Source organism: Parvivirga hydrogeniphila, from assembly GCF_023371205.1.
Lineage (GTDB): Bacteria > Actinomycetota > Coriobacteriia > Anaerosomatales > Anaerosomataceae > Parvivirga > Parvivirga hydrogeniphila.
In genome coordinates, this window is record NZ_JAMCCO010000001.1 from 410,170 (window position 1) to 425,205 (window position 15,036).

13 protein-coding genes are annotated in these 15,036 nt (G+C 67.8%); 11 read left to right on the forward strand and 2 right to left on the reverse strand.

Annotated features, from left to right (window positions below; all coding sequences use genetic code 11):
* Position 1 precedes the first annotated feature (1 nt).
* The 4 genes from MX659_RS02030 to MX659_RS02045 all read left to right on the forward strand — a co-directional run bounded on the left by MX659_RS02030 (position 2) and on the right by MX659_RS02045 (position 3,921).
* A complete protein-coding gene (locus MX659_RS02030) occupies positions 2–1,513 on the forward strand; it encodes a TrkH family potassium uptake protein (protein ID WP_267191815.1) in 1,512 nt (503 codons plus the stop codon).
* The gene (locus tag MX659_RS02035; protein WP_267191816.1) at positions 1,510–2,034 is read left to right on the forward strand and encodes a hypothetical protein; all 525 of its coding nucleotides are present in this window, start codon (positions 1,510–1,512) and stop codon (positions 2,032–2,034) included. The genes MX659_RS02030 and MX659_RS02035 overlap by 4 nt, the downstream gene beginning before the upstream one ends.
* Complete coding sequence (locus tag MX659_RS02040; protein WP_267191817.1) at positions 2,031–3,071, forward strand: threonine aldolase family protein; 1,041 nt, start codon at positions 2,031–2,033, stop codon at positions 3,069–3,071. Before MX659_RS02035 ends, MX659_RS02040 begins: the two co-directional genes overlap by 4 nt.
* Before the next feature lie 538 nt (positions 3,072–3,609).
* A complete protein-coding gene (locus tag MX659_RS02045; RefSeq protein WP_267191818.1) occupies positions 3,610–3,921 on the forward strand; it encodes a hypothetical protein in 312 nt (103 codons plus the stop codon).
* 125 nt (positions 3,922–4,046) lie between these two features.
* Here the strand turns inward: MX659_RS02045 and MX659_RS02050 are convergent, their stop codons facing one another.
* Positions 4,047–4,607: a peroxiredoxin gene (locus MX659_RS02050; protein WP_323745449.1), complete on the reverse strand. Its 561-nt coding sequence runs from the start codon at positions 4,605–4,607 to the stop codon at positions 4,047–4,049.
* Positions 4,608–4,613: 6 nt separating this feature from the next.
* Here MX659_RS02050 and MX659_RS02055 point away from each other — a divergent pair, with 6 nt between their 5' ends.
* Both MX659_RS02055 and MX659_RS02060 read left to right on the forward strand, forming a co-directional pair.
* Complete coding sequence (locus MX659_RS02055) at positions 4,614–5,099, forward strand: NYN domain-containing protein (RefSeq protein WP_267191819.1); 486 nt, start codon at positions 4,614–4,616, stop codon at positions 5,097–5,099.
* A 1-nt stretch (position 5,100) separates the two neighbouring features.
* Positions 5,101–5,856: a DUF554 domain-containing protein gene (locus MX659_RS02060; RefSeq protein WP_267191820.1), complete on the forward strand. Its 756-nt coding sequence runs from the start codon at positions 5,101–5,103 to the stop codon at positions 5,854–5,856.
* Positions 5,857–5,906: 50 nt separating this feature from the next.
* Here MX659_RS02060 and nth read toward each other — a convergent pair whose 3' ends face one another.
* Positions 5,907–6,563 (reverse strand): endonuclease III, encoded by a 657-nt coding sequence (gene nth / locus MX659_RS02065; protein ID WP_267191821.1) that lies wholly within the window; start codon positions 6,561–6,563, stop codon positions 5,907–5,909.
* A 99-nt stretch (positions 6,564–6,662) separates the two neighbouring features.
* On the opposite strand from nth, the gene mfd reads away from it, so the two are divergent.
* The 5 genes from mfd (at position 6,663) to MX659_RS02090 (ending at position 14,964) form a co-directional block, all read left to right on the forward strand.
* Positions 6,663–9,632, forward strand: a complete 2,970-nt coding sequence (gene mfd, locus MX659_RS02070; RefSeq protein WP_267191822.1) for a transcription-repair coupling factor — start codon at positions 6,663–6,665, stop codon at positions 9,630–9,632.
* A gap of 130 nt (positions 9,633–9,762) precedes the next feature.
* Positions 9,763–10,749, forward strand: coding sequence for a peptidylprolyl isomerase (locus MX659_RS02075; protein WP_267191823.1), 987 nt, complete (start codon positions 9,763–9,765; stop codon positions 10,747–10,749).
* A gap of 22 nt (positions 10,750–10,771) precedes the next feature.
* On the forward strand, positions 10,772–12,238 hold the full coding sequence (mazG, locus tag MX659_RS02080; RefSeq protein WP_267191824.1) for a nucleoside triphosphate pyrophosphohydrolase: 1,467 nt from the start codon (positions 10,772–10,774) through the stop codon (positions 12,236–12,238).
* Positions 12,235–13,521 (forward strand): phosphopyruvate hydratase, encoded by a 1,287-nt coding sequence (gene eno / locus MX659_RS02085; protein ID WP_267191825.1) that lies wholly within the window; start codon positions 12,235–12,237, stop codon positions 13,519–13,521. Before mazG ends, eno begins: the two co-directional genes overlap by 4 nt.
* 180 nt (positions 13,522–13,701) lie before the next feature.
* Positions 13,702–14,964, forward strand: coding sequence for an ATP-binding protein (locus tag MX659_RS02090; protein ID WP_267191826.1), 1,263 nt, complete (start codon positions 13,702–13,704; stop codon positions 14,962–14,964).
* Positions 14,965–15,036: the final 72 nt, after the last annotated feature.

Genomic DNA, 15,036 nt, shown 5'->3' on the forward strand with positions numbered 1-15,036 from the left:
CATGTGGGTCCACCGCACGCGTGACGACGTCAGGGTGATCGCCCGCTACCTCGGGATGCTTGTCGTCGGCATCGGCTTGCTCATGGCAGTGCCCCTGGTGACGGCGCTTGCGCTCGGGGAGTGGGGACCCGCGCTCGACTACTTCGCTGGAGCGGGCCTGGCGATCGGCTTCGGGTCGGTCCTGATGCTTGCCGCTCCCCGACGCGCGTCGCTGAACGCTTCGAACGGCTTGATCGTCACGGCGCTGGGATGGCTGTTCGCCGCGCTGTGCGCTGCAGTGCCGTTGGTTCTCTCGGGGCACTACGGCTCATACCTGGACGCGCTGTTCGAATCCATGTCATCGCTCACCACCTCAGGTCTCACTCTCGTGCAAGACCTCGATCACCTCGCGAACGCACACAACATGTGGCGGCACCTGATGCACCTGGTCGGAGGCCAGGGTATCGTGGTGGCGGTTCTCTCATTCGCGCTCGCGCACGGGGGCGGCGCGGTATCGCTGTACCTCGCGGAGGCGAGAGACGAGCGGATCATGCCGAACGTCATCCACACCGTGCGGTTCATATGGTTCGTGACTGCGGTCTACGTGCTCTTGGGCACCACGGCACTGAGCATTCTCAACCTCATTCGAGGCATGGACGCGGTGCGCGCCACGCTCCATGCGTTCTGGGTGACGGTCGCGACGTTCGACACCGGCGGATTCGGGCCGCAGTCGCAGAACGCGCTGTACTATCACAGCGCATGGTTCGAGTGGGTGACCGTGATGCTCATGCTCGCGGGGACCTTCAACTTCAACCTCCACGCCGACATCTGGCGGGGCGACCGTCGGGAGCTGTTCAAGAACACCGAGGTCCGGACGCTCGCCCTCAACATCTTCGTGCTGAGCGTGCTCGTGTCTGGCGGCCTTGCTTCCACGCAGGCGTTCGGCTCCGGCTTCGAGGTCGTGCGCAAAGGCATCTATCACATCTTGTCGGCCAACACGGGAACGGGACACCAGACCCTGTACGCCGCACAGTGGATGCGGGACTACGGAGGCCTTGGGTTCGTGGCGGTCGTTCTTGCGATGGCGTTCGGCGGCATGGCCTCCTCCACCGCGGGCGGCATCAAGTCGCTTCGCGTCGGCTTGATCGTCAAAGGCGTCGTTCGCTGGGTGAAAGCAGCGCTTGCGCCTCCAAGCGCCATCGTGACGGCTCGCTTCCACCACATGAAGCAGCGCGTCTTGCAGCCAGAGATGCTGGCGTCCGCCCTCATGATCGCGACGCTGTACGTGTTCACCTACGTGACAGGCGCAGTCGTGGGCGTCGCCTGCGGATACGGGGTCCCCGAATCGGTGTTCGAGTCTGTTTCAGCTGCTGCGAACGTCGGGCTTTCGACGGGCATCACCTCGCCGTCGATGCCGAGCATCCTGAAGATCACCTACATCCTGCAGATGTGGGCGGGCCGCCTCGAGTTCATCGCTTTGTTCGTGCTTGTGGCGACGCTGCTGCAGCCGGTTCTAGGATGGAGGCGACGGTGATGCGGTTCTGGGCGGCCGTTCTTCTCGTCCTGGCGGCGGCGATGTGGTCCGTGTGCCCTTCGCCGACGTTCGCGAGCGACGCGCCAGTGCTCCGCGTTCCGGAGATCGTCGCACGCGCCGCCGAGCTTGATGGACACGAAGTGACGTTCGAGGGGGAGGCTATCGGGGAGGCGCTTCGTGCCGACGACGCGACGGTGTGGGTGAATGTCCTCGATGGGGGCAAGGCGATCGGCGTCTGGATGCCGGAGGAGATGGCATCGCAGATCGTGCGGTATGGCGCCTACAGCCAGACCGGCGATACGGTGCGGATCACGGGCACCGTCAACCTTGCGTGCGACCAGCATGGCGGAGACCTCGACGTCCACGCCGCAAGCCTTGAGGTGGTGGCGGACGGGAAGCCCCGGAGCGAGCGGGTGCGGCCGCTCGAGGCCCTCGTCGGGGCAGCGGGGTTCGCGATCGCGGGCATGGCGGCGCTCCTCGCACGGTCACGTGAGCGGCGTCGGTTCGAGGAGCGGCAATGAGCGCGGCGCGGCGGATGTTTGCAAGCGACAACGCGTCTGGTGCGCATCCTGCGGTCTTGGATGCGCTCCGTGCGGCGAACGAGGGACACGCATACGCGTACGGCGATGACGAGTGGACGCGTGCCGCCGAAGCCGTCATCCGGCGACATCTCGGGGACGCGGCGCGCGCGTTCTTCGTCTTCAACGGGACGGGAGCGAACGCGACGGCGCTGGCGGCCGTGATGCGGCCGTACGAGGCGGTCATCTGTCCCGCCACTGCCCACATCAACGTCGATGAGTGCGGGGCGCCGGAGCGGTTCACCGGCGGCAAGCTGCTCCCCGTCGACACGCCCGACGGCAAGCTCACACCTGAGCTCGTCGAGCGAGCGATCTTCGGCGTCGGCGTCGAGCACCACTCGCAGGCGCGCGTCGTCTCCATCTCGCAGAGCACCGAGTACGGCACCGTCTACCGGCCCGACGAGATCGCGGCGCTTGCCGCGACGGCGCACGACCACGGGATGCTCCTGCACGTCGACGGTGCTCGCATCTCGAACGCGGCGGCGTCGCTTGACTGCTCGCTTTCGCAGATGCTGACAGATACGGGCGTGGACGTGGTGTCCCTCGGGGGCACGAAGAACGGCATGCTGTTCGGCGAGGCGGTCGTCTTCTTGCGCGAGAGCATCGGCGACGACTTCCGGTTCGTCCGCAAGCAAGGGGCGCAGCTCGCCTCGAAGATGCGCTACATCGGCGCGCAGTTCGTGGCGCTGTTCGGCAGCGGGCTTTGGCTCGAGAACGCACGACACGCGAACGAGATGGCGCGGCTGCTCGCAGACGGGATGCGCGGCGTTCCCGGCGTGCGGATCACGCAGCCGGTCGAGGCCAACGAGGTGTTCGCGACCCTGCCCCGCGAGGCGATCGAGCCGCTGCAACGGGAGTTCGGCTTCTACGTCTGGGACGAGCGGACGGCCGAGGTCCGGTGGGTGACGTCATGGGACACGACCCCAGAAGACGTCGCTGCATTCGTCGAAGGCGCGAAGCGGATCGTCGCAGACATCTAGGCGACGGCCCGCACGGGTAAGTTCATGGCGTCGGATCCGCGAAGGAGGACGCCATACTTCGACTCAAGCCTGCAGCCCTGATAGCCTAGCTGGCGGTGGTGTGCGCAGGGTTCGCATGCGCTCCGCAGCTGAAGAGACACGCAGCGTTGCGCCAGAGGCCGCACCTGCCGCTTCCACGCCTGCAGTGAGGCTGCTCGCTCGGGCGATGGCGGAGGCTCAGGGGATCCCCTGGGCAACGGCCAGAAGACGGACGCCGTGCTCGGAAAGATGCTCAGGATCGACGTCGAGTCGGGGCCTTGCCGTACCGTGTGCCGAGCGACAACCCGTTCGTCGGCAGAGCCGGGTACCTGCCGTTCCCTCCTGGTTCTGCTCCCAGGCCGACCACTGGTCTCACGTTCCCCGTGTACGAGTACTCGCATGACCAGGGCGATGATTCGATGATTGCATCACGGGCGGGTTCGCGTACCGCGGCTCCACATGCCCCACGTGGCAAGGGAGCTACTTCTTCGCAGATTTCGAGTCCGGCTGCATCTGGAGCATGTCCACGACATCGCACACGGTTTCGCTTGCGCTCGATACGCTGCTGCCGATCACGACGTTCGGGGAAGGCCAAGACGGCGCTCTCTATGTCGCGGAGATCATGGACGGCACGGTCTACGAGCTCAAAGACGCTGCCTCGCCTCCAGCGGTCTCGCTCGCACGCACCGGTGGCGCCGCGCAGGCGCGCTCGCGCGCAATCGCTGAGGGATGGAGCGACGGCCGGAGCATCGGCGTCGCTTCGGGCATGGCGTTTCCGGACGGCCTTGCCGGCGCTGCACTTCTCGGTGCGTACGCGGCTTCGTGCTCCTGACTCGACAACTCGACAGGACGTGCTTCCCGGTGCGACGCGTCAGGCGCTTATCGACTCGCAATCGAGCGCGCCATCGGGAGCGGTGTTCGGAGGTGCTGGAGCTGTGAGATCCGGCGTCGAACAGCTTATCCGTTGGCGCCTGCCGTAGCGCCGCTCGCCGAAAGCTCGCGGATCTTCGCCACGACGTCTGCGGCGTGGCCTTCGAGCTTCACCTTCGGCCACACGTGCGCGATGCGGCCGTCCGGGTCGACGAGGAAAGTCGAGCGAGTGGCTGCCACACCGAGCACGGCACGCGCGCCGTACGCATCGATGATCGACTTATCCGTATCGGAGATCATCGGGAATGTCAGCGAGAACTTCTCGATGAAGCGCTGCTGCACCTCGGGCTTGTCGGCGCTCACGCCCACGACCAGGGCGTTCAAGGACTCCAGCTCGGCGGCGTGGTCCTGGAAGTCCTTCGCTTCGTGGGTTCAACCCGGGGTGTTCGCGCGCGGATAGAAGTACACGACCACCCACTTCCCGCGGTGCGCGGCCAGATCGAACTCGCCGTTGCCGGTGATCGTCGCGCGAATCGGCGGCGCGGCATCTCCGACGGCGGGCATAGGCGCTTGGGGCATGGCGACCTCCTTCAGTCGTGACAGCAAGTATCTACCCGCGATGACGGCAGTACCGCGAAGCGGTAGCATTGCCGCATGCGCGTCATTGTCGACGGATACAACGTGGCAAGGAGCGACCCGGCCACCAAGCCGCTTGCGGACGAGGAGCAGCGGGCGGCGTTGGTGCGCCGGCTGGCGGTGCGCGGCGAGGCGCTGCTCGGCACGAGCACGATCGTCGTCGTGTTCGACGGCTGCCCTGATGGTATGGCCGAGTCGGTCGGGAGCGTAGAGGTGCGCTTCTCACGCGACCGCATCGCAGATGACCTCGTGGCAGCGCTGGCAGGGCCCGATGCGGTGGTGGTGACGTCCGACCACGAGCTCGCAGACCGATGCCGCGCAGCAGGGGCTCGCGTGCAGCCGGCGAGCACAGTGTTCGAGAGCGCACGGCCGGCGAGAAGGCGGAAGAGCGCGCGCTATCCGGCCTCGACTGTCGGCATCCCGAAAGGCGGGAACCTCATCACCGAGGAGCTCAAGCGCATGTTGTTGGACGAAGAGGGCGGTTCTCAGGAAAGCGGGGAGTGACGTGCCCGGACGCGGCGTGGTCGTCAACATGCTCACAGTGCTTGTCGGTACCGGGATCGGGCTCGTCTTCGGGCGCATCATCGCCGACCGGTTCCGACAGATCGCGTTCGCAGCGATCGGGCTCGCGACCATGGTGATCGGCGTCTCGATGGCGCTGGGAGGCATGAGAGACCTAGGAGACACAGCAGTCGGGCAGTACGCGGCGCTCGTCTTAGTGGGCTCGCTCGTCATCGGCTCGATCACCGGCGAAGCGATGCGGATCGAGCACTACCTAAAGCGTTTCGGCCACTGGCTCCAAGAGGTCGCCGGCAGGCTGCCGTTCCTCGCTCCGGGCACGGCCACCGAGCCGGGCGAGAAGGGCCATACGCTCGTGGAGGGCTTCGTCGCAGCGTCGCTGCTGTTCTGCGTGGGCGCCATGACGATCCTCGGCTCGCTCCAAGACGGGCTCGGCGACCCGTCGCTCCTCTACCTCAAAGCGCTGCTCGACGGCATCGCGGCGACTGCGCTCGCCACCACGCTCGGCGCCGGCGTCGGGCTCTCCGTGATCCCGATCGCGGTCATCCAAGGCGGCATAGCCCTCGGAGCGGCTGGGCTGAAGCCGTACGTGACCGATCCGGTGGTCTTCGCCATCGAGCTTTCCGGTGGTGCGCTGATCTTCGCCATCGGCCTCGATCTTGCGAGCATAAAGCGGCTTCCCATCGGCAACATGCTGCCCGCGATCCTGTACGCGGCTGTGGCGGCGGCGCTGCTGACGTGAGCGCGGAGCCGTTCGCGGGCAGGGCGTGACAGGAGCGCTGGGGCGCACGCTCAGACGCGCTCGCGCCAGCCTTTGACGGAAAACGCGCTCGGGCAGATGTCGCCGAGCACGCATGCCCCGCATGCCGGGCGCTTGGCGTCGCAGACGGCGCGTCCGTGGTCGATGAGCCGGTAGGTGATCGTGCCCCACTCTTCTCGCGGGAAGAGGGCCATCAAGTCGCGCTCCACCTTCTCGGCGTCCTTGTGGGCACTCAGCCCGAGCCGCTGCGCGAGCCGGAGCACGTGCGTGTCCACGGCGATGCCGTCAAGGATGCCGAAGGCGTTGTACAAGACGATGTTGGCCGTCTTGCGGGCCACGCCTGGCAGGCGTGTGAGCTCTTCCATAGTGCGAGGAACCTCGCCGCCGAACTCGCTGACGATCATCCGGGCCGCTGCGATGATGTTCTTCGCCTTGTTCCGGAAAAAGCCCGTGCGGTAGATGATGCGCTCGACGTCGGCCTGGTCCGCCGCAGCGAGCGCCTCGGGCGTCGGGTAGGCGGCGAACAGTTCCGGGGTGACCTTGTTGACGGTGACGTCGGTGGTCTGCGCAGAGAGCATCACCGCGACCAGGAGCTGGAACGGGCTCTCGTACGTGAGCATGATGTGCGCGTCCGGGTACGCGTCCGCGAGCCGGCGCGAGATCTCTTTCGCTCGCTCAGCAGTGTCCATGCGCGCTCCTCTCGCCTCGGTTCAGGGTACGATGGTACCCTGTACGACCCCGCACCGCGACGCGGATGCGGGCATTCGTGCTGTCCGGGAACGGGTGCCGTGCGACTGATCGACCTCATCGGCGATGACATCTGGCGCGACCGCGCCCTCGCGCACGCGCGCGACGCGCTGGCGTCGGGTGACGACGTCGCGCTTGCGGCCGCAGCGTTCGTGCGGCCTGCGCTCGTCGCAGCGGTGGCGCGGGAGCGCACCGGACCGGTGCTCGCCGTCGTGCCAGGCGAGGATGCGGCCGAGCAGTTCGCGATGCAGGTGCGCGCATACCTGGGCCCCGAGGCGGTGCTCCGCTTCCCGCTCCGCGAGGACATGCCGTGGGAGCGCCGCGAGCCGCCGCTCGAGGCCGTTGGGAGACGGGCCCGCGCGGTGTGGGCGCTCTCGTCGGGGCGGCAGGCCGTGGTCGTCGCGAGCGCTCGCGCGCTTGTGCGTGCGCTGCCGCCGCAGGGCTCGCACGTGTTCGAGCCGCTCGTCGTCAAGCGAGGCGGCGAGCTCGATCCGGGCGCTGCCGCCGAGCGTCTGGTGCGGATGGGCTACGAGCGTGTGGACGTTGCTGAAGGGCGCGGGCAGTTCGCGGTGCGCGGCGGGGTGCTCGACGTGTTCGGTTCGGACGCGGCGTGGCCGGTGCGCGTGGAGCTGTTCGGCGACGAGGTCGAGACCATCAAGCGCTACGTGCCGACCACGCAGCAGACGATCGGCGAGGTCGACCGCTACGAAGGGTACCCGTGCCGCGAGGTCGCGCTCGGGACGCGAGCGGCCCAGTCGGCGCAGCGGGCGCTCGAGCGCCGCGCGCGCGACGACGCGCAGGTGGCGTTCGACCTGGCCCGCATCGCAGACGGTGTGCTGTTCAATGGCGTCGAGCAGTACCTGCCGTGCTTCTACAAGAAGCCGGGGCAGCTGCTCGACTACGTGCCCGCGGAGGTGCTCGTCGTGCTGGCCGAGCCGCGTGCGTTGTTCGACGACGCCGCTCGGTACCACGACGAGGTCCTGGCGCGCGGTGCAGAGGCCGGAGTCCCGACACAGGGCCTGTTCTGGCCGCCGGCCGAGCTCGACTTGGGCTCGCGGCAACGGCTCACGCTGCTTTCCGTGATGCGCCACGGCGCAGGCGTCGACGCCCAGGTCGTCGCGCGACGGCCGGAGGTGGCCGGCGGCGAGAGCGCCTTCGTCTCGGCCGTGAAGACCCTGCTCTCGAGCGGCCACCGCGTCGTGGTGGCGGCGTACGACCACCGGTCGCGACGCTCTCTGGCTCGGACGCTCGTGGAAGGCGGCGTGTCGGTGGTCGACCTCGTGGCGAGCCCGGATTCCCCGCGGCCGCAGCGCGCAGCCATCGTGACGGAAGCCGACGTGCCTGCAGGCTTCGTGCTGCCGAACGCTCGCCTTGCGGTGGTGAGCGCCGATGACGTCCGACCTCGCTCGGAGCGGGTGACGCAGCAAGCGGCCTCGGACGCGGCGCGCATCGCGGCTGGATTCAAGCCCGGGGACTACGTGGTGCATGCGGTGCACGGCATCGCGCACTTCCGCGGCACGGTGACGCAGGAGGTCGATGGCGTCGAGCGGGAGTACCTGCTGCTGGAGTACGCGAAGGGCGACAAGCTCTACGTGCCGCTCGAGCAGGTCGCGCGCATCACGAAGTACGTCGGCCCGGAAGGCGCGACGCCGAAGGTGACCCGGCTCGGCTCGGCCGACTGGGAGCGGGCCACGGAGCGTGCTCGCAAGGCCGCCCGGAAGCTCGCATTCGACCTCGTAGAGCTGTACGCACGCCGCGCGTCGGTGAAGGGCTTCGCGTTCGGCCCGGACACGCCGTGGCAGCGCGAGATGGAGGCCGCGTTCCCGTACGAGGAGACCCCCGATCAGCTCGCAGCGATCGCCGACGTGAAGGCGGACATGGAGTCCGACCGCCCGATGGACCGCCTGGTGTGCGGCGACGTCGGGTACGGCAAGACGGAGGTCGCCATCCGCGCCGCATTCAAGGCCGTGCAAGACGGAAAGCAGGTGATGGTGCTGTGCCCGACCACGATCCTGGCCCAGCAGCACTACGTCACCTTCTCGGAGCGGTACGCGCCGTACCCGGTGACCGTCGAGGTCCTCTCGCGCTTCCGCACGCGCGAGCAGCAGAAAGCGGCGCTCGAAGGGTTCGCAGCGGGCACCGTCGACGTGCTCATCGGGACGCACCGTTTGCTCTCTCGCGACGTGGCGCCCAAGGACCTCGGACTGGTGGTCATCGACGAGGAGCAGCGGTTCGGCGTCGAGCACAAGGAGCACCTGAAGCACCTGCGCGAACAGGTCGACGTGCTCACGCTCACCGCGACGCCGATCCCGCGCACGCTGCAGATGTCGCTTTCCGGCATCCGCGACTTCTCGGTGATCGACACGCCGCCGCCCAACCGCTTCCCGGTGAAAGTGCACGTCGGCGAGTACGACGACGCCCTCGTCGCCCGCGCGATCCGCGCAGAGCTCGACCGCGGAGGGCAGGTCTACTACGTCTCGAACCGCGTGCGGACGATCGACGAGGCGGTCGAGCGCGTGCGGCAGGCGGTGCCGGAGGCGCGTGTGGCCGTCGCGCACGGCAAGATGTCGGAGCGCGAGCTGGAGCGCGTCATGGAGCGCTTCTCGGCCGGCGCGATCGACGTGCTCGTCTCGACCACCATCGTCGAGAGCGGCATCGACAACCCGCACACCAACACGCTCATCATCGAAGACTCGCAGCGGCTCGGGCTCGCGCAGCTCTACCAGCTCAAAGGCCGTGTCGGTCGCAGCCACGTCCGGGCCTTCGCGTACTTCCTGTTCCCGCCGGGCGCGAACCTCACCGGCCAGGCGTACGACCGCCTGGCAGCCGTGGGCGAGCACACCGAGCTCGGAGCCGGCATCAAGATCGCCATGCGCGACTTGGAGATACGCGGCGCAGGATCGCTGCTGGGTGCGGAGCAGAGCGGACACGTGAGCGAGGTAGGCTTCTATCTTTATGCCGAGATGCTGCGCGAGGCGGTCGCCGAGCTGCGCGGGGAGGCGGAGCACTGAGGACGCCCCGCGAGATTCGGGGTCGTCTTCGCTGGCCCGGTGCTATACTCACGAGAGCCCAGGCGGCGTGCCGCCTCGCGGCGTCTGTCATCGATGCCGGAGGTCCCATCCGGCGCAAGGAGGAATCATCGTGAAGGTCCGCATGCGTGTCGCAGCAGCCGTCGCCGCGCTCGCGCTCGTCGCTTCGGCGGCAGGGTGCACGTCAGGAGGCGTCGTCGCGAAGGTCAACGGCAAGAAGATCACGCGCGAGGAGTTCGACAGCATCGTTGCGGTGGCGAAGAAGCAGGACACCACGCTGGCTTCCCTGAAAGAAGGCGACCCGCAGCTTCTCCAGTACAAGCGCATGATCCTCGACAGCATGATCGAAGCGGAGATGGTGCGGCAGGAAGCCAAGCGCCTCGGCATCAATGTCACCGACAAGGACGTGGATGCGAAGCTCGCAGAGATCAAAGCGAGCTATCCGGACGAGGCGTCGTTCAACGAGGTCGTCAAGCAGTCGGGGATGACGATGGAGCAGATCCGCCAGAGCATCTCGGACCAGCTCGTCTACCAGGCGCTGTACGACAAGGTCGCGCCCGCGCCGAAGATCTCCGAAGAGGAGATGAAGAAGTACTACGAGCAGAACAAGACCACGCAGTTCACGAAGGAGCCGGAGGCGCACCTCCTGCACATCCTGTTCTCGGAGAACGACAAGGCCACCGCGGAGAAGGTCCTGAAGGAGATCCAAGGCGGTGCGGACTTCGGCGCGCTGGCTGCGAAGTATTCCACCGACCCAGGCTCGAAGGATTCGGGCGGCGACCTCGGCACCGCGCCGACCTCCCGGTACGTCAAGGAGTTCCAGGAGGCGGCCGACAAGCTCAAGGTCGGCGAAGTGAGCGGGCTCGTGAAGACGCAGTTCGGGTGGCACATCATCAAGAAGGTCAGCGAGACGCCGGGCGGCATCCAGTCGTACGAGGAGGTCAAGGACCTCATCAAGGCGACGCTCGAGCAAGAGGCGCGCACCAAGGCCTGGAACGACTACCTCGCCAAACTGAAGGCGAAGACGAAGATCGAGATCCTCGACAAAGAGCTCGCCAACGCCAGTTCGGCGGGGAGCACCGAGACGACAGCCAAGTAGCGCGCACGGCTTCGGGGGCGTCGTGGGCTCGATAGCGATCGTCGGTCTTGAACGGGACGCGAGCGGCGCGCTCGACGAGCGCGCCGCTGCCCGCATCGCCCGCGCGGACGCGGTCGTCGTCGCCTCCGCAGAAGGCGCGGCGGCAGCCGCTGCGCGCGAAGCGGGCGCCGTCCCGCTCAGCTACGCGGATCTGGGGCTTGCGCCGGACGCGCCGGCTGGCGCGATCGTCGAAGCGCTGGCGAAGCTCGCGGACGGACGCGACGTGGTGCTTCTGGCGGCGGGCTTCCCGTTCGTGCGTGACGGTGTCGTCTCCGGGCTCTTGGCGAGGCGCGGGGCGTCCGTCGACGTCTACCCGCTCGCTTCTCCGCTGCAGGTCCTCCTGCTCGCACTGGAGCTCGACGTCACGGCCGACGCGGCGATCGTGGACGCCGACTCGCTTCCGCGCGCAGAGCCGCGACGGGACACGCACCTGGTCGTGACCGGCATCGACAACGCCGCCATCGCCCGGGCCGTCGGCAAGGCCCTTGCGCGCACCTACGCTCCCGAGCACAGCGTCGTGCTCGCATCGCCGCTCTCAGACGGCGGTTTCGACCTCGCGTCGACCACGGTGGCCTCGCTCGAGCGGACCGAACGCTGCGAGCGCGGCACGGTCGCCTTCGTCGCGCCGTCGCGCATCGAGCCGCCCGACGGGTTCGACGAGCTCGTGCGCATCGTGGACGTCTTGAGGAGCCCGGGCGGCTGTCCGTGGGACCGCGAGCAGACCCACGAGACGCTGGCGAAGCACATGCTCGAAGAGGCGTACGAGGCCGTCCACGCCATCGAGGAAGGCGACCTTGCCGCTCTCAAAGACGAGCTGGGCGACGTGCTCCTGCAGGTGGTGCTGCACGCGCGCATCGGCTCTGAAGAGGGCACCTTCGGCATCGACGAGGTCATCTCAGGCATCATCGCGAAGATCCGCAGGCGCCACCCCCACATCTTCGGGAGCGTGGAGGCGCGCACGCCTGACGAGGTCATGCGCAACTGGGACGCGATCAAGCGCGGCGAGCGGGAGGAGCGCGGCGATGAGGGCGGCGTGCTGTCGGGCGTCACGCCGTCGCTACCGGCGCTCATGTACGCACAGAAGCTCTCGAAGCGCGCCGCGGCCGCTGGATTCGAGTGGCCCGACATAGAGGGCGTGTGGGCGAAGGTGCACGAGGAGATCGACGAGCTCAAAGCGGCGCCCGCTGGATCGGCGGAGGCGGCGGACGAGGTCGGCGACCTCTTGTTCACGGTGGTGAACGTCGCGCGTCACCTCGGCGTCGATGCGGAGGACGCCTTGCGGCGCACATGCGCGAAGTTCGTGCGGCGTTTCGAAAAGATGGAGCGGGCAGCGCAGGCCCGCGGCGTCGACGTGCGGAGCTTGAGCATCGAGGAGTACGACGTTCTGTGGGAGCAGGCCAAGTCGCAAGAGCGGTCCGGAGCCGGGCCGTCGGAGGAGGAGGCGAGATGAGCTACATCACTGACATCGCGGCGCGGGAGATCTTGGACTCGCGCGGCAACCCCACCGTCGAGGTCGAGGTGGTGCTCGACGACGGCAGCTGGGGGCGGGCGGCGGTTCCGAGCGGTGCGTCCACGGGCGAGTTCGAGGCGGTCGAGCTGCGTGACGGCGATCCGGGCCGCTACCTCGGCAAGGGCGTGCAGAAGGCCGTCGAGAACGTGAGGGAGGTCATCGCGCCGGAGCTGCTCGGTGCCGAGGCGACCGATCAGCGCGCCATCGACGCGGCGCTCATCGAGCTCGACGGCACGCCGAACAAGGCCAAGCTGGGCGCCAACGCCATTCTCGGCGTGTCGCTCGCGGTGGCCAAGGCGGCCGCGGCGTCCTGCGAGCTTACGCTGTACTCCTACATCGGCGGCGCCAACGCGCACGTGCTTCCGGTGCCGATGATGAACATCCTCAACGGCGGCGTCCACGCGGACAACAACGTCGATCTGCAGGAGTTCATGGCCATGCCTGTCGGCGCGGCGAGCTTCGCCGAGGCGCTGCGGATGTGCGCCGAGACCTACCACTCGCTCAAGTCGGTGCTCAAGGCGCGTGGTCTGTCGACCTCCGTGGGCGACGAGGGCGGCTTCGCACCGAACCTGAGCAGCAACGAGGAAGCCATCCAGGTCATCATCGAGGCGATCGAGAAGGCCGGCTATGCGCCTGGCGAGCAGGTCGCGATCGCGCTCGATCCGGCCGCGAGCGAGTTCTTCGACGCCAAGCGCGGCGTGTACGTGCTCTCGGGCGAAGGCAGGGAGCTCGACCGGGAGGCCATGGCGGCCTACTACGCGTCGCTCGTGGGCAAGTACCCGATCGTCAGCATCGAAGACGGCATGGCGGAAGACGACTGGGACGGGTGGAAGGCGCTTACCGCGGCGCTCGGCGATCGCATCCAGCTCGTGGGAGACGACCTGTTCGTGACGAACACGCAGCGTCTCGCGCGGGGCATCGAGGCCGGCGTGGCGAACTCCATCCTCATCAAACTCAACCAGATCGGCACGCTCACCGAGACGCTCGACTGCATCCAGATGGCGCACCGCGCCGGGTACACCACGGTGATCTCGCACCGGTCTGGCGAGACCGAGGACACCACGATAGCCGACGTGGCGGTGGCGGTGAACGCGGGCCAGATCAAGACCGGCGCACCGGCGCGCTCGGATCGTGTCGCGAAGTACAACCAGCTCCTGCGCATCGAGGAGGAGCTGGGCGCGAGCGCGACCTACCTGGGAGCGAGGGCGCTCAAGCGCGGATAGCGCGCATCACGACGACGTGACCGGCGCCTCGCTTCGTGCGGGGCGCCGCCGTTTCAGGGGCGCTCGATCGGCGACGGCGTGCGGTTAGGGGCGGACTGCCGGCAGGATGTGGTGCAAATTGCTCACGAGATGAGCGATTTTTGCTACTATTGGTGAGCAATCTGCACCAGGAGGTGGGTGATGCTCCGACAGCGCGCTGCGACTGAACTCGTTCTGGAAGCCATGGAATACTCGCCCGTCGTGCTCGTCGAGGGCCCGCGCCAGGCTGGCAAGACCGTCCTCGTGCGCGATCTCGTGGGCGCACGGACTCCGAGCAGGTACGTCACGCTCGACGATGCGCTCGTGCTTGCGAGCGCGAAGGCAGACCCGCAGGGGTTCATCGCGAGCCTCGAAGGACGGACGATCCTCGACGAGGTCCAGCGGGCGCCCGAGCTCTTCTTGCCGATCAAGCTCACGGTGGACGCTGACCGTCGCCCGGGACGCTTCTTGATGACGGGGTCTGCGGACGTGATGCTGCTTCCGAAACTGTCTGAGGCGCTCGTGGGAAGGATGCGGGTCGTCACGCTCTGGCCATTCACCCAAGCGGAGATAGACGGCACGTCCTCGGCGTTCATAGATGCCGTGTTCGCAGACGGTCCGCTTCCGTCGGTGGAGGCGACTGAGACGCGGGAGCTGACCGTAGCACGAGCGTGCCGGGGCGGGTATCCCGAGGCGGTGACGTTGCCGGAGGGGCGTCCGCGCGAAGGGTGGTTCCGCTCGTACGCGACGACCTTGCTGGAGCGGAACGTGCGCGAGGTGGCGGCAGTGACGGACAGGGTGGGTCTGCCGCGTCTGTTGAGCGTGCTCGCGGCGCGAAGCGGGACGCTTGCGAACGTGAGCGACCTTGCCCGGACGCTCGGCATGGCCCGCGCGACGGTCGACCGGTACCTCGGCATGCTCGAGAAGGTGTTCGTTCTCCGGTTCGTGCCGCCGTGGTCCGCTGACACGAGCAGGCGTCTCATGCGCGCGCCGAAGATCCTCCTCACCGATCCGGGGCTGATGGCGAACCTTGCGGGCATCGACGAGCGTCGTGCTCACAGCGAGCCAGACGCTGTCGGGCGCCTGCTGGAGACGTTCGTCGGATGCGAGCTCTTGCGCCTTGCTGCGTGCAGCGAAGCGGACGTCCGGCTCCTGCACTTCAGGGACGCCAAAGGAAACGAAGTCGATTGGGTGCTGGAGGATCGGGCGGGGCGCATCGTCGGTATAGAGGTCAAGGCGGCGGCGTCTCTCGGTCAGAGCGACACGCGCGGCTTGCGCGCCCTTGCACAAAGCGCCGGCAAGCGGTTCCACCGAGGCGTCGTGCTGCACCAGGGGAAGAGCACGGTCCCTCTGGGGCAGAGCATGTGGGCGATGCCGATCGAAGGGCTCTGGCGAGTCGGCGCTCAAGCGAACGGGCTGCCCTGACAGCAGCCCGCCGCCTCGCAACACGCGAAGACCCCGCCGTACGGCGGGGTCTTCGGGGTGAGAGAGAGGAGG

Excerpts from the sequence above, each read along its gene's own strand:
- MX659_RS02040 (WP_267191817.1), top strand. The coding sequence starts at position 2,031 with ATGAGCGCGGCGCGGCGGATGTTTGCAAGCGACAACGCGTCTGGTGCG.
- eno (WP_267191825.1), top strand. The coding sequence starts at position 12,235 with ATGAGCTACATCACTGACATCGCGGCGCGGGAGATCTTGGACTCGCGC.
- MX659_RS02045 (WP_267191818.1), top strand. The coding sequence starts at position 3,610 with ATGTCCACGACATCGCACACGGTTTCGCTTGCGCTCGATACGCTGCTG.
- MX659_RS02090 (WP_267191826.1), top strand. The coding sequence starts at position 13,702 with ATGCTCCGACAGCGCGCTGCGACTGAACTCGTTCTGGAAGCCATGGAA.
- MX659_RS02055 (WP_267191819.1), top strand. The coding sequence starts at position 4,614 with ATGCGCGTCATTGTCGACGGATACAACGTGGCAAGGAGCGACCCGGCC.
- nth (WP_267191821.1), bottom strand. The coding sequence starts at position 6,563 with ATGGACACTGCTGAGCGAGCGAAAGAGATCTCGCGCCGGCTCGCGGAC.
- MX659_RS02030 (WP_267191815.1), top strand. The coding sequence starts at position 2 with ATGTGGGTCCACCGCACGCGTGACGACGTCAGGGTGATCGCCCGCTAC.